The following is a 13702-nucleotide window of genomic DNA, read 5'->3' on the forward strand; positions in this document are numbered from 1 at the left end:
TGTACTGACGGGCTTTGCTGCGGCCTGAATGAGCCGCTTGCCTGCCGCATAAGGCACTCTACAAACGCACGTTCTGGATAAACCAGAACAAAATTCAACCCGGTTTATACCTGTTATTTTTTTAACAATGCTTAGCATCAAAACGTTCCACTTCGTACAAAAAAGTACTAATGGCCACTACTCCACCGGGGTATTTCCGGGTATCGTGCGCGCACCAAATCATATGGTCCGCGAACTTTTCGGATGACCTTCAGTTGCTGCCCGTCCGGGCAGCAGGTCTGTTCGCTCTTCAAATCACTATGCCTTCGCCGGGTTTACGCCTGCGCGAAAGATTGATCGAGGACAAACGGATGACCGGGATTGGTCCACGCCTGAAGCGTGAACGTGTACGCCTGAAACTTTCCCAGAGCGCGCTGGGGGCCATTGGTGGCGTTGAAACCAACGCCCAGGGCAATTATGAAAACGGCATGAGATACCCCAGGGCCGATTACCTCTCACGGGTATCGGAAGTTGGCGTTGATGTCAGCTATGTGGTCACCGGGCAATCTCACCCACCTCCCGCCAATGACGCATCGTCTGCGCAGCCGAGCGAAAATCTGGAACAAGTCATCGCCGCCCTGCACGAAAGCCTGCATGGCATGAGCCGCAACCTGTACCAGATGACCCGTATGCTGGAAGCCAGAACCCAGCATACCGAGCCTGACGGTGCCTGTTCGCTCGACGCGCTGTGCAATGAGGCTGAATCCATCAGCCTGGCAGCGCTGCGGCTGATCTACACCACCGCGCGGCTCGTTTAGGCTTTTAGAGAAAGTCGGCGAGCGCAGGCAGTTTTGCTACACCCTCCAGGACCATTCATCCAGCCATATGGCGACTCTTGCCCAGCATAGTCAGCGCACTGACTATGCTGATCACTCCTGCATCGAGAGACTCCACCGGCTGGCATACGCTTACCAGCCCAGAGACAAAGCCGGGTCTGCAAGCCGTTACCTTTCTTCGCTCATCGGGGTTTCCCGCCCTCTACCTGCATCCCGCCGACAGGTGACCCCTGATGAAAGCCCCCGTGGATCTGCAACAACTCAAAAAGCGCCATAACCAGGTCTGGAGCAGCGGCGACTACGCCGTGATCGGCACCGGACTGCTGCTCACGGCTGAACTGCTTGCCGAAGCCTGCGACTTGCGCTACGACGAAACCGTGCTGGACGCTGCCGCCGGTAACGGCAACGCCAGCCTTGCCGCCGCCCGGCGCGGCTGCGTGGTAACCTCCACCGACTTTGTCGGCGCGCTGCTTGAGCGCGGGCGCGAACGGGCAAGGGCCGAGCGCTTCGACATCAGTTTTCTGGAAGCCGATGCCGAAGCCCTGCCGTTTGCCGATGCCAGCTTCGACGCGGTGCTGTCGACCTTTGGTGTGATGTTCACCCCTGACCAGCCTCGCGCTGCAGCTGAACTGGCCAGGGTCTGCCGGCCCGGCGGGCGCATTGGCCTGGCCTGCTGGACGCCGGACGGTTTTGTCGGACAGATGTTCAAGGCTCTTGCCAGGCATGTACCGCCACCTGAAGGCATACGCTCACCGTTGCAGTGGGGTAACAGAAGTTGCCTGGACGACTTGTTTGCCGCCACCGCCAGCGAGGTGCGGGTGACACCGCGACTGTTCAATATGCGTTATCGCTCTGCGCAGCACTTTATCGACACCTTCCGCGCCTGGTACGGGCCACTGCACATGGCCTTTGCCAGTTTGTCCGCGAACGACGCGCAGCGCTTGCAACAGGACTTGAGCGACCTGCTACAACGCATGAACCGGGCCGGTAGCGAATCGCTGATCGTCCCGGCGGAATATCTTGAAGTGGTGATCGTGCGGCGCTGAGCGGCTCAGACGACTTTCGGGCGCGCGACCAGGGTGACCCAGTAGCGCGTCCGGCGCTGTACCTGAAGCGGCAGGCTGGCGGCCAGCAGGTCGAGGATCTGTTCGGTGTCGTCCAACCGGAAGGAGCCAGTCACGGCCAACTGCTCCAGGCCAGGCTCCCAACGCAAGATGCCCGGCCGGTAACGGCCAAGCTCGGTCAGGAAGCTGCCCAACGGGCGATTTTCGACACTCAGCACGCCCATGCGCCAATCCGGCTGACGGGCGTCGAAGCGTTCTATCGGCGTGATGCCGTCGATATTCAACGAAGCGCGCTGCCCGGCCTGCAGGCGCTCGATAGCACCGCTGGCCGAGCGCAACTCGACACTGCCGCGGCTGACCGACACCCGGCAGCGCCGGGCATCCTGACGAACACACAGCTCGGCGGCACTGGCACTGATCTGCCCAAGACGGGTTTGAATGCTCACCTGCTGCGCATCAGCGGCCATCTTCAGTGCCAGTTCACCGTCGATCAGTCGCAACTGGTGCTGGCCGGCCTGCCATTCCAGATCCACCGCTGTGGCGGTGTTGAGCTGCAATTGACTGCCATCGGGCAAGCTGACCATACGCCGCTCACCGGTGGCGGTCCGCAAGTCGGCACTCCAGTTGGCCAGCGGCAGTTGCCGGCTCAGCAGCCAGCCCGTCGGCAACAATGCCGCCATCACCAGCGCCCGCTTGAGCACGGCGCGTCGTTGCAGGTCAGGGCCGGGCCGGTCGAGGCTGGCCAGCGCAAGCTGGGCAGGCACCTCGGCAAAGCGCTGGCGCAGCCCCTGGGCCTTCTGCCACATCTGCTCATGGTGATGCGACTGTTCGCGCCAGTGACGCAAGCGTGCGTGATCCTCGGCGCTGGCGCTGCCCGATTCGATCAACGCCAGCCAATAGGCTGCTGCATGCGCCAGCTGGCGCGCCTGATCCTGACTGTCGCCGCTCACAGATCAGCCACCAGGCAGTGCTCATAGGCTTGCGCCATATAGCGTTTGACGGTGCGCTGCGAGACCTGCAGCCGCTCGGCAATCTGCGCGTAGCTCAACCCCTCAAGCTGCGCCCAAAGGAACGCCCGGCGCACCGCCGGTGTCAGCCCATCGAGCAGATCATCCAGCGCTTGCAGGGTTTGCAGGACGATCCAGCGCTGCTCTGCCGACGGCGTCACGGCTTCAGGCAACTGGCTCAGTGCGTCAAGATAGGCTTGCTCCAGTTGCCGGCGCCGCTGATGGTTGAGCAGCAGGCGCTTGCCGACTGTCACCAGGTACGCACGCGGCTCGCGCAAGGCCGCCAACGGTTCGCCGCCAGGGCTGGCCAACACCCGCAGAAAGGTCTCCTGGCTCAGGTCGGCGGCATCCCAGCCATTGCCCAGCCGCCGACGCAGCCAGGACTCCAGCCAACTGCTGTGTTCGCGATAAAAACTGTCCAGGCCAGCCTGCATGGGTTGAGCGGCATCGGTCATGCGCGGAGCACTCTTTGGGTTCGACTCAAGAAATGAGAATAATTCTATTTAACTCGAACCCTTCCGCCAATCGGAATTTTTCCCGATTGGGGCCATTTGTCGCACAGCCCTGTCAACCGAGACAGGCCGACTAAGCTTGGCTGGTCGCGTGCGACATCAATTTCTTACCCATTTCAGCAATGCTCTGCACCTTAAAGGACTAAAACATGATGACTCCGCCAGAAGACGATTACATCGAACAGGCCGTCGGTAACTATGTTGCAGGCATGGTCTTCGCCGATGAGGCGCTGTTGCGCCGCGCCATGCACCCGGACAGCCGGATCATGAGCTACAGCAATGGCCAGCCGCAGTGGTTCACTCTCGATGAGTTCATCGAGACCATCAAGACCGAAGGCAGCGCCGAGAGCGACTTCAGCCCGTTCTGGGAAGGACAGGCAGAAGAACCCGTGTCGTCGGCCAATTCCGGCAATGAATACCGTAAATCACTCAAGGTCTATGCCGATTGCGTGAGCATCAACCGGCGTTACGCGACGGCCTACCAGCAGCACTGATCCTGCACCGGCCTTACCAGCGGCACTTGAGCCTCAGGGCGAAGCCCGATACTGTATGTAAAAACAGTATCGGGTTTTTTCATGCAGTTGATTGAAAAGCTGAGCATTCTGGCCGACGCCGCCAAGTATGATGCCTCCTGCGCCAGCAGCGGCGCGCCCAAACGCAGTTCGGCCGGCAAGGCCGGGCTGGGTTCGACCAATGGCATGGGCATCTGCCACAGCTATACCCCCGACGGCCGCTGCGTTTCGCTGCTCAAGGTATTGCTCACCAACTTCTGCCTGTACGACTGCCAGTATTGCGTCAATCGCCGCTCCAGCGATGTACCGCGCGCGCGCTTCAGCCCCGAAGAAGTGGTGCGCCTGACCCTGGACTTCTACCGGCGTAATTGTGTCAGCGGGCTGTTTCTCAGCTCAGGGATCATCCGCTCTTCGGATTACACCATGGAGCAACTGGTCGAGGTCGCCCGTCTGCTGCGCGAGAAACACGAGTTCCGCGGCTACATTCACCTCAAGACCATCCCGGACGCCGACCCGGCATTGATTGCGCTGGCCGGTCAATATGCCGATCGCCTCAGCGTCAATATCGAGCTGCCGACCGACAGCAGCCTGCAAATCCTCGCCCCGGAGAAAAACGTCAGCTCGATTCGCCGGGCCATGCACACCATCCACAGCGCCGAGCAGAACGTTCAGGGCGAGCCACGGGCGCCTCGCTTCGCCCCTGCCGGGCAAAGCACTCAGATGATCGTCGGCGCCGACAGCACCGACGACAGCACCATCCTGCGCAGCGCCCAGTCCATGTACAGCCATTACAAACTGCGGCGGGTTTACTACTCGGCGTTCAGCCCGATTCCCAACAGCCCGAGCAGCGTACCGTTGGCCGCCCCGCCTCTGCTGCGTGAACATCGGCTGTATCAGGCCGACTTTCTGTTGCGCGGTTATGGCTTCAAGGCCAATGAGCTGCTCAACGGGCCGGGGGATCTGGCGCTGGACATCGACCCCAAGCTGGCCTGGGCCTTGAATAACCGGGAGGTGTTTCCGCTGGACCTGAACCGCGCCGAGCCCAGCCTGATCGCGCGCATCCCGGGCATTGGCCTGCGCACCGCTCAGCGGCTGGTCGAACTGCGCCGGTTGCGCCGTATCCGCTATGAAGACCTGGCGCGGATGCGCTGTGTGCTGGCCAAGGCCCGGCCGTTCATCATCACCAGCGATTACCGGCCGTCCCAGGCCGAAACGCCCAGCGAGCGCCTGCACCAGCAGTTGCGTGACCGTCCGCAACCGCAACAGTTGGGGCTCTGGGCGTGATTTGCCTGGAGTGCGACGACCTGTTCGAGGTCTGGCGGCAACAGGCCCGCTGGCTGCTCAGCCACGGCATTGATCCGAGCCGGGTCAGTTGGCAAGGCGAGCGAGAAGCGGACCTGTTCGGCAGCGACGAAGCGTTGCCAGATGGCCTTGGCCCGTTCCAGGCACGGGTGCCGCTGGCGCTGCTGGAGCAACTGCGCGCCGCCTCGCAATATTGCGGCGAGCAGCGCTGGAGCCTGTTGTATGAAGTGTTATGGCGGGTCAGCCATGGCGATCGCAGCGCCATGCTGGCCGGCGATCAACTGGGCAGCGAACTGCAGCGCCGGCTCAAGCAGGTCAGTCGCGAAGCCCATCACCTGCATGCCTTCCTGCGGTTCGTCGCCGTGCCGTCAGGCACCTCATGGCCAGACGACAACGTGCCGGACTACATCGCCTGGCATGAGCCGGCCCACGATATCCTGGCCAGTGCCAGCACGCATTTTATCGGCCGCATGGGCCGCCACCGCTGGCTGATTGCAACGCCCAAGGATGCGGTGTTCTACGACGCCAGTCGCCTGATCCACCATCGTCAGTGCCCTGATGCCTGGCGAGCGCTGGCACGCCAGCCGCAAGACCCTGAAGGTGCGCTGTGGCTGACCTATTACCAGAACATCTTCAACCCGGCGCGGCTCAACCCCAAGGTCATGCAGGGCCATCTGCCCGCGCGGTTCTGGAAGAACCTGCCCGAAGGCCCGCTGATTCCGGAGCTGATTAGCCAGGCCCGCACCGGCAAGCAACGCGACGGCCAGGCCAGCAGCGTTGCCGCCCTGCCCGGCAAAAGAATCCGGCCGGCAAATTAAAGACTGATCTGGCCCTCGATACAGGTCACACAGGCACCGCCGACCCAGATATCTTCACCGATACGTTGCACATGCACCCGGCCATTGCGGCCCAGGGCTGTGCCCTGGCTGACCAGGTAACGATCAGGTGCCAGCCCTTCCTCCAGCAACCAGCGGGCAATGCCTGCATTCAGGCTGCCGGTGACCGGATCTTCCGGCATGCCGTCGCCGCCGACAAAGGCGCGGACTTCAAAGCTGGCCGGGCCTTCAGCGCTTTCGGCCTGCCATGCGGCAAAAACACCCACGGCCATGCCGAGGATCCGGGAAAAGTCCGGAGTAACCGCCAGCACCTGCTCGCGGCTGGCCAGTCGCAGTGCAACCCAGCCCGCGCCGTTGTCGACCCAGCGAGCATCCAGCACTTGATCATCCGTAAGCCCCAGCGCGGCAATCAGGTGCTCCAGCAGTGCCGGTTCCAGCGGCCCGGCGCGCAACAGTGGCGGCGCCGTAAAGGCCAGAAGCTCGCCGTCACGGCGAATGCGCACCAGGCCGATACCGCACTGCTGAATGATTTCCTTGCCCTTGGCCACCCCGCCGCTCTGCAGCCAGGCATGGCAGGCGCCCAGCGTCGGGTGCCCGGCAAACGGCAATTCCTTGAGGGTGGTGAAGATCCGCACCCGATAGTCCGCCCGCGGATCAGTGGGTTGCAGCAGGAATGCGGTTTCGCTGAGGTTGGTCCAGTTGGCCAGCGCGGCCATGCGCTGCTCATCCAAATCATCGGCCTCCAGCACTACCGCCAGCGGGTTGCCTTGCAGGGGTTGGTCAGTGAATACGTCGAGTTGCTGAAATGGGTGGCGGCGCACGCTGGGCATCCTTTCCAAACTAAAGCTGGCGAGGGTGGCATAGCGATTGAACCGAGGTAAAGCACAATAATCATTAGACTGGGTAGATGACGTTGTCTGGAGTTCGGTATGTCCCTCGATAGGCTTTATGAGTATCTGCAACGCCCGCTGCTGGTGATTACCGGCGCCGGCATCAGCACCGCCTCCGGTATTCCGGATTATCGGGACCGCCAAGGTGTGCGCCGTGGCAGCCAGCCGATGATGTATCAGACGTTCATTGTCGACCCGGCGGCGCGTCAGCGTTACTGGGCCAGGGCCATGCTCGGTTGGCCGAGAATCCTCCAGGCACAACCCAACGCCGCGCATCTGGCCTTGGCCGAGCTGCAAAGCGCAGGACGAATCAGCGGCCTGATTACCCAGAACGTCGATGGCCTGCACCAGCGCGCTGGCAGTGCAGCCATTGAATTGCACGGCAGCCTGCACCGGGTGCGCTGCCTCGATTGCCAGGCGCAGTACGATCGGGCGCTTATCCAGACGCAGATGCAAGCCGATAACCCGCACATGCAGCAGGTCGAGGCCATGCAGGCACCGGACGGCGACACGTTGCTTGATGAGGCCCGCATCGGCGGTTTTCAGGTCCCCTCCTGCGCGCACTGTGAAGGCGTGCGGCTGAAGCCGGATGTGGTGTTCTTTGGCGAGAATGTCGCCCGCCAGACCGCCGCTGACGCCACGGCCCTGGCCACTGAAGCTGCAGGCGTGCTGGTGGTCGGCTCGTCACTGATGGCCTGGTCGGCCTTTCGGCTGTGCAAAGCCATGGCTGAGCAAGGCAAGCCGATCCTGGCCATCAATCAAGGCATTACCCGCGCCGATGAGTTGTTGACGGCGAAATTCGATGATCCGTGTGAAGAGCTATTGCCGCAGTTGGTTGTGCGCCTGGCAGAGCCTCCTGGCTTGCGCGACTTTCGCGATTTTCGCGATTTTCGCGACTAAAGTCGCTCCTACAGGGTTGTCGCTGGAACCAATACTGTTCAGTTAAGCGCTTTATGTCCCCGGTGGGGAGCTTGCTCGCGAAGACGGCGGCAAACTCGCAGCAGATGCTGTGACTTCACCGGCCTCTTCACGAGCAACCAGAGCGCCGGCCGGCTGCTCTCGCAGAGATTTTTAGCACCTAATTGAACAGTCTTGCCGCTAGAACAGGTCCAGTTGCCCGCCAATCAGCGTGGCGAACTCATCATTCACGAACGGCAGGATCGCGTCGGCAATCGGTTGAAGCTGGCGGGTGACGTAGTGATCGTAATCGATGGGCGCCTGGCGGGCTTCAAGGGGTTCAGGGCCATTGGTGGAGATCACGTAACTGATCCAGCCGCCACGCTGGTATTGCAGCGGTCGCCCCAGACGCTGGTTGCAGTTGTCGGCCAGACGCGCAGCACGCACATGCGGCGGGACATTGCGCTCGTAGTCGTCGAGTCGGCGGCGCAGACGCTTGCGATACACCAGCAACTCATCCTGTTCACCGGCCAGGGTCCGGCGCACATATTCACGGACAAACGCCTGATAAGGCTGGCGCTGGAAAATCAGCAGATAAAGTTGCTGCTGAAATTCCCGGGCCAGCGGCGACCAGTCGGTGCGTACCGACTCCAGCCCCTTATAGACCATTTCTTCGCGGCCATCGCTGCGCGTGACCAGCCCGGCGTAGCGCTTCTTGCTACCCTCTTGCGCACCGCGAATGGTCGGCATCAGAAAGCGCGAATAGTGGATCTCGTATTGCAACTCCAGAGCACTGGACAGCCCGTACTGCGCTTGCAAATGACTCTGCCACCATTGGTTGACCTCCTCGACCAGGCCCCGCCCGATGGCTGCCGCGTCAGGTTCAGCGTGCGGTTTGCCAAGCCAGACAAAGGTTGAATCGGTATCGCCGTAGATCACCTGATAGCCACGCGCCTCGATCAACTCACGGGTCTTCTGCATGATTTCATGGCCGCGCAGGGTGATCGATGAAGCCAGGCGGGTGTCGAAGAACCGGCAGCCACTGGAGCCCAGCACACCGTAAAACGCATTCATGATGATCTTCAGGGCCTGGGAAAGCGGCGCGTTGCCGTCACGCTTGGCCTGTTCGCGGCCTTGCCAGACCCGCTCGACAATACTCGGCAGGCTGTGCCGGGTGCGGGAAAAGCGCGCGCCACGAAAGCCTGCGACCGAGCGCTCATCATCCGGCTCACGCAGCCCCTCGATCAGACCGACCGGGTCGATCAGAAAGGTCCGGATGATCGAGGGGTACAGGCTCTTGTAATCGAGCACCAGCACCGACTCATACAGGCCCGGCTGCGAGTCCATCACAAAACCGCCGGGGCTGGCCTCGGGCATGCGCTCGCCCAGATTCGGCGCGACGAAGCCGGTGCGATGCATCAGCGGGATGTACAGGTGATAGAACGCTGCGACCGAACCGCCGCTGCGATCGGCCGACAGGCCCGTTACCGTGGCGCGCTCCAGCAGGAAGGTGAGCAATTGGGTCTTGGCGAAGATCCGCGTGACCAGCTCACAGTCCTTGAGGTTATAGCGCGCCAGCGCCGGCTTATCCTCGGCAAACAGGCGGTTGATCTCGTCCATGCGCTGGTACGGCGTGTCGATGGCCTTGCCCTCACCGAGCAAGGTCTGGGCGACAGATTCCAGGCTGAATGACGGAAAACTCCAGGTCGCCGAGCGCAGCGCTTCGATGCCATCGATGATCAGCCGGCCGGCGGCTTCAGCAAAAAAATGCTGACGGCTGCCGTGCTCACGCCAGCCCAGCGGCTGGCCGCCACGGCCCAACAACAGCGGGATGCCCAGGCGTTTGGAGTGTTCTTGCAGCACCCGCAGGTCAAACTGCACCAGATTCCAGCCGATGATCGCGTCCGGGTCGTGCTTCGCCATCCAGTGGTTCAGGGCCTGCAGCAGCTCGGCGCGGCTGGCGCAGTACTGCAAGTTGAAATCCACGCCACTGGCGTCGCCATTGGCCGGCCCGAGCATGTACACCTGACGCTGGCCGCAGCCTTCAAGCCCGATGCAGTAAAGCTCGCCGTGCTCGGTGGTTTCGATGTCCAGCGAGGCCAGCCTTAGTGCTGGCCGGTAGTCCGGGTCCGGTCGGATATACGCCTCAATCAGCGTTGCGTCGGCCTGCGGTGTACCGCCAAACAGCACTGGCGCGGTGATGAAACGCTCCATCAGGTACCGGTCCGGCGGCCGGATGTCAGCTTCATAGACATCCAGGTTACCCTTGCGCAGGGTCCTTTCGATGTTCAGCAACTGCCAATACTGATTGCAGTAAATACCCAACACCGGCCGATGACGAAAGTCGCGCAGCTCCAGCTCGCGCAGTTGCACACCCTGCTCGCCGCGCAGCAAGGCCTCTGCGCGTTCACGCTGGACAGCCGGCATGAAGGCCACTGCCGGCTGGGCAGGCAGGCGAATGTGTTGCGGCCCGTGCTCGGTCGCCAGCCACAACTCGACTTCAACGCCCGCCGGCGTGTCGCGCCAGTGCCGACTGAGTATGAAACCCCGCTGTAAATCCAACGTTCTCGCCTCACCCATCTGCAAACCGCAGGCATTCTACGCGGTCCACCCGCGCAGGGTCGCGTTGCCGGGTCTATAAATGATCAGTAGTCGTGTGATGGAGTCAGCCCCGATGCCCCCAGCACCCAGAACACCTGAGTCCGACCCACGCAATGTCTGGCTTGCCAGGCGCACCCTGTCTGCCTTGCTGGGTCTACTGGCGGTGATTTCACTGGTAATGGTCGCCGCCCTGCTGCTGATTGCCCTGCAATTGAATCGCGATGCCAGCAACCACAGCCAACGGCTGGTGGACAAACTCTGGCGAGCAACCCACCAGCAACTGATCACCACCACACGCGACTACGCCTTTTGGGGTGAGGCCTATCGCGCCCTGCACCTGCAACACGACACAGAGTGGGCCTATGACCGGGATAATCTGGGGGCTTCACTGTTCAAGACCTTTCACTTCGAAGGGGTTTTCGTGATCAATGGGCAAAACCAGACAACCTACGCTCTGGACCAGGGTAACCTGAGCGACACCACGCTACAGAGCTGGCTCGGCAGCTTTCCGGCCAGCCTGATAGAGGATGCGCGCAACAGCGAAGACCAGGAACACGTCGCCACCCGGATCCTCAATGTGCAGGGTCAACCGGTGTTTTTCAGCGCCGCCCGCCTGACCCCTGGCACCGACCCGGCAGTGCAACGCCTGGCCGGTGTACAGTCAGTGCTGGTGCTGGCGTACCGTTTGAGTCCGCAAAAGCTCAAGCATCTGGGCAACAGCTACGAAATCGCTCATTTACGCATACCGCTCGACCATCAAGATGCGACCCGCCAGCCGCAATTGCAGATCGACCCGCAGTTGCTGTTGCGCTGGGATCCAGAGCGGCCCGGTCATCGCTTGCTGCGGGTGCTGTTGCCGATTTTGCTGCTGTTGCTTGGCGCGCTGTTGCTTGTCAGTCGCGGCATCAGTCGGCGAGCGCTGAACAACGCGCAACTGATGGACCAGCAGTACGCCATGATCAGCGCCAGCCGCAGCGCCCTGGCCAGCAGCGAAGCGCGCTTTCGCAATGTGGCCGAGGCCGCATCGGACTGGTTCTGGGAAACCGCGTCGGACCTGCGCATCACTTACTTGTCCGAACGCTTTACCGCCGTCACCGGGCAGGCGGCGCAAGATTGGCTGGGCCGCCGTCTGGATGAAATGCTCGACTGCCCCGAGCAACGGCTCGACCAATGGATCCACGCTCAGCACGCCAGCGTGACCCGCTCGGTGATCCGTTGCACCCATCAAGCCCCCGACGGGCAAACCCTGACCAGCCTGATTGCTGTCAAGCCGATCCTGCACGACGGGCAGATAGTCGGTTATCAGGGCAGCGCCTCGGACATCACCCGGGAAGTGGCCGTTGAACAACGGCTGCGCCAACTGTCATGGCACGACGCCCTGACCGGACTGGCCAATCGCAGCCAGTTGCGGGAATTTCTTGAAGCGCAGTTGCAGCAACTGCCTCACCAGGGCATGCCGCTGACCCTGCTCAGCCTCGACCTGGATCACTTCAAGCCGGTTAATGACCTGTACGGCCACAGCGGTGGCGACAGCGTGCTGCGCGAGGTGGCCCGGCGTCTGGCGCGCTGCCTGCCACAAGGCGCCTTGCTGGCCCGCCAGGGCGGTGACGAATTCATCATGGTGGCCCCGGCACTGGCCAGTCGACACGCGGTGGAACAGCTATGCCTGACGCTGATCGCCAGCATCTGCCAGCCTTTTATACTCAATGGCCAGGAGATCACGATCGGTTTGAGCATCGGCATCGCCTGTGCCCCCACAGACGGCATTGAGCCGGATGATCTGCTGCGTTTTTCTGACCTGGCGCTCTATCAGGCCAAGCACAATGGGCGTAACACCTGGCGCTTCTATGAGCCACAGATGACCGAGCGTATGCAGCAGCGCCGCGAACTGGAAAGAGACCTGCATATCGCCCTCAGGCACGGCCAGTTCACCCTGCGCTATCAACCCCGTCATGCAGTGAGCAGCGGGCGGATCTGCGGTGCCGAGGCACTGATCCGCTGGGAACACCCGCAGCTTGGGCTGTGCATGCCGGATCAGTTCATCAGCCTGGCCGAAGAGAACGGCCTGATCGTAGCGCTCAGTGACTGGGTGTTGCGCAGGGCCTGTAGCGATGCGATGCAATGGGGTGACGACGTTCTGGTCTCGGTGAATATTTCTGCCATCGAGTTTCGCCTCGGCGGCCTGGTCGAACGCATTCGCTCGGTACTGGCGGCCACCGGGCTGCCACCGCACCGGCTGGAACTGGAGCTGACCGAGCGGGTGGTGATCGAGGACGCGCCCTCCTGCCTGGAATTGATGACGGCGCTCAAGCACCTGGGGGTCAGACTGGCGATGGATGACTTTGGCACCGGTTACTCGTCGCTGAGCTACCTCAAGGACCTGCCGTTTGACACCCTGAAGATCGACCGCAGTTTCATCAGCGAAATCGAGCACAGCGCCCAGGGACGTGCCATTGTGCGGGCAATCATTGATCTGGGACGTGCGCTATCCTTGACGATCACCGCTGAAGGTGTGGAAACCGGGCAGCAACTGCAACACTTGCAGGACTTGACCTGTGACGAAGCTCAAGGTTATTTCCTGAACCGGCCGATGCCCTTGGCAGCGCTGCTTCAGGCAATCGAAGGGCAAAATGTGCACGCACTGGATGTTTGACGCTTTCGCACCCCTGCAAGGCGCTTTCAAGCTTGCGGCAGCTCATGGCTTGCCGGATGCTTTAACCACCCCGCAGAAGGGTCCCTGATAACAAGGTCTCGCCACTGGAGAGCGCCATGAAAACCGTAGCTCAATTGCTCAAACTCAAGCCTGAACAACACCGTCAGGTTCACACTATTGCACCCGGCGCGCTGGTGCTGGACGCCTTGAAACTGATGGCCGAGAAGAATATCGGTGCCTTGGCCGTGGTCGAAAACGGCGCGGTCGTCGGCGTGGTCAGCGAACGCGACTACGCCCGCAAGATGGTCCTGCTTGGCCGCTCTTCGGCCGGCACGCCAGTGAGCACGATCATGAGCAGCAAGGTCATCACCGTTGACTCCTCACGCAGCGTCGAAGACTGCATGAACATCATGACCGACGGCCACTTGCGCCACCTGCCGGTGGTCGACAACGGCGAACTGCTCGGTTTGCTGTCGATCGGTGACCTGGTCAAGGAAGCCATCGCTGAACAGGCGAGCCTGATTCAACAGCTGGAACAGTACATTCGCGGCGAGTGAACCCTCGGGGGGTTGGCGCCAAAGCCAAAGCCCGCTGCAGAACACTCTGCAGCGGG

The 13702-nt window shown here is 61.8% G+C and carries 12 protein-coding genes; 8 read left to right on the forward strand and 4 right to left on the reverse strand.

Annotation, left to right across the window (positions count from 1 at the left end):
* Window positions 1-350: 350 nt before the first annotated feature.
* Both NRB16_RS26105 and NRB16_RS26110 read left to right on the forward strand, forming a co-directional pair.
* Complete coding sequence (locus NRB16_RS26105; RefSeq protein WP_257107297.1) at window positions 351-797, forward strand: helix-turn-helix domain-containing protein; 447 nt, start codon at window positions 351-353, stop codon at window positions 795-797.
* Window positions 798-1048: 251 nt separating this feature from the next.
* A complete protein-coding gene (locus NRB16_RS26110; protein WP_257107298.1) occupies window positions 1049-1861 on the forward strand; it encodes a class I SAM-dependent methyltransferase in 813 nt (270 codons plus the stop codon).
* Between the two features lie 5 nt (window positions 1862-1866).
* Here the strand turns inward: NRB16_RS26110 and NRB16_RS26115 are convergent, their stop codons facing one another.
* Window positions 1867-2829, reverse strand: coding sequence for a FecR domain-containing protein (locus tag NRB16_RS26115; RefSeq protein ID WP_257107299.1), 963 nt, complete (start codon window positions 2827-2829; stop codon window positions 1867-1869).
* Window positions 2826-3341, reverse strand: a complete 516-nt coding sequence (locus tag NRB16_RS26120; RefSeq protein ID WP_257107300.1) for a sigma-70 family RNA polymerase sigma factor — start codon at window positions 3339-3341, stop codon at window positions 2826-2828. The genes NRB16_RS26115 and NRB16_RS26120 overlap by 4 nt, the downstream gene beginning before the upstream one ends.
* Window positions 3342-3547: 206 nt before the next feature.
* Between NRB16_RS26120 and NRB16_RS26125 the strand changes: the two genes are divergently transcribed.
* From NRB16_RS26125 to NRB16_RS26135, 3 genes are all read left to right on the forward strand, one after another.
* Window positions 3548-3892 carry a nuclear transport factor 2 family protein gene (locus tag NRB16_RS26125; RefSeq protein WP_253112650.1) on the forward strand — a complete coding sequence of 115 codons (345 nt, stop codon included), beginning with the start codon at window positions 3548-3550 and terminating at the stop codon, window positions 3890-3892.
* A gap of 81 nt (window positions 3893-3973) precedes the next feature.
* Window positions 3974-5194: a putative DNA modification/repair radical SAM protein gene (locus tag NRB16_RS26130; protein WP_045490870.1), complete on the forward strand. Its 1221-nt coding sequence runs from the start codon at window positions 3974-3976 to the stop codon at window positions 5192-5194.
* Window positions 5191-6030 carry a TIGR03915 family putative DNA repair protein gene (locus tag NRB16_RS26135; protein ID WP_253140908.1) on the forward strand — a complete coding sequence of 280 codons (840 nt, stop codon included), beginning with the start codon at window positions 5191-5193 and terminating at the stop codon, window positions 6028-6030. The genes NRB16_RS26130 and NRB16_RS26135 overlap by 4 nt, the downstream gene beginning before the upstream one ends.
* On the opposite strand, the gene NRB16_RS26140 is transcribed toward NRB16_RS26135, so the two are convergent.
* On the reverse strand, window positions 6027-6869 hold the full coding sequence (locus NRB16_RS26140) for a PhzF family phenazine biosynthesis protein (protein ID WP_253112656.1): 843 nt from the start codon (window positions 6867-6869) through the stop codon (window positions 6027-6029). The two genes, NRB16_RS26135 and NRB16_RS26140, sit on opposite strands and share 4 nt — an antisense overlap.
* 108 nt (window positions 6870-6977) lie before the next feature.
* Here NRB16_RS26140 and NRB16_RS26145 point away from each other — a divergent pair, with 108 nt between their 5' ends.
* Window positions 6978-7838: an NAD-dependent protein deacetylase gene (locus NRB16_RS26145; RefSeq protein WP_045490864.1), complete on the forward strand. Its 861-nt coding sequence runs from the start codon at window positions 6978-6980 to the stop codon at window positions 7836-7838.
* A gap of 198 nt (window positions 7839-8036) precedes the next feature.
* On the opposite strand, the gene NRB16_RS26150 is transcribed toward NRB16_RS26145, so the two are convergent.
* The gene (locus NRB16_RS26150; protein WP_257107301.1) at window positions 8037-10397 is read right to left on the reverse strand and encodes a DNA polymerase II; all 2361 of its coding nucleotides are present in this window, start codon (window positions 10395-10397) and stop codon (window positions 8037-8039) included.
* 112 nt (window positions 10398-10509) lie between these two features.
* Between NRB16_RS26150 and NRB16_RS26155 the strand changes: the two genes are divergently transcribed.
* Both NRB16_RS26155 and NRB16_RS26160 read left to right on the forward strand, forming a co-directional pair.
* Window positions 10510-13089 carry an EAL domain-containing protein gene (locus NRB16_RS26155; protein ID WP_257107302.1) on the forward strand — a complete coding sequence of 860 codons (2580 nt, stop codon included), beginning with the start codon at window positions 10510-10512 and terminating at the stop codon, window positions 13087-13089.
* Between the two features lie 116 nt (window positions 13090-13205).
* Window positions 13206-13646: a CBS domain-containing protein gene (locus NRB16_RS26160; protein WP_045490858.1), complete on the forward strand. Its 441-nt coding sequence runs from the start codon at window positions 13206-13208 to the stop codon at window positions 13644-13646.
* Window positions 13647-13702 lie beyond the last annotated feature (56 nt).

Source organism: Pseudomonas sp. LJDD11 (assembly GCF_024584215.1).
GTDB lineage: Bacteria > Pseudomonadota > Gammaproteobacteria > Pseudomonadales > Pseudomonadaceae > Aquipseudomonas.

Excerpts from the sequence above, each read along its gene's own strand:
- NRB16_RS26120 (WP_257107300.1), bottom strand. The coding sequence starts at position 3,341 with ATGACCGATGCCGCTCAACCCATGCAGGCTGGCCTGGACAGTTTTTAT.
- NRB16_RS26155 (WP_257107302.1), top strand. The coding sequence starts at position 10,510 with ATGCCCCCAGCACCCAGAACACCTGAGTCCGACCCACGCAATGTCTGG.
- NRB16_RS26145 (WP_045490864.1), top strand. The coding sequence starts at position 6,978 with ATGTCCCTCGATAGGCTTTATGAGTATCTGCAACGCCCGCTGCTGGTG.
- NRB16_RS26130 (WP_045490870.1), top strand. The coding sequence starts at position 3,974 with ATGCAGTTGATTGAAAAGCTGAGCATTCTGGCCGACGCCGCCAAGTAT.
- NRB16_RS26160 (WP_045490858.1), top strand. The coding sequence starts at position 13,206 with ATGAAAACCGTAGCTCAATTGCTCAAACTCAAGCCTGAACAACACCGT.
- NRB16_RS26105 (WP_257107297.1), top strand. The coding sequence starts at position 351 with ATGACCGGGATTGGTCCACGCCTGAAGCGTGAACGTGTACGCCTGAAA.
- NRB16_RS26125 (WP_253112650.1), top strand. The coding sequence starts at position 3,548 with ATGATGACTCCGCCAGAAGACGATTACATCGAACAGGCCGTCGGTAAC.
- NRB16_RS26110 (WP_257107298.1), top strand. The coding sequence starts at position 1,049 with ATGAAAGCCCCCGTGGATCTGCAACAACTCAAAAAGCGCCATAACCAG.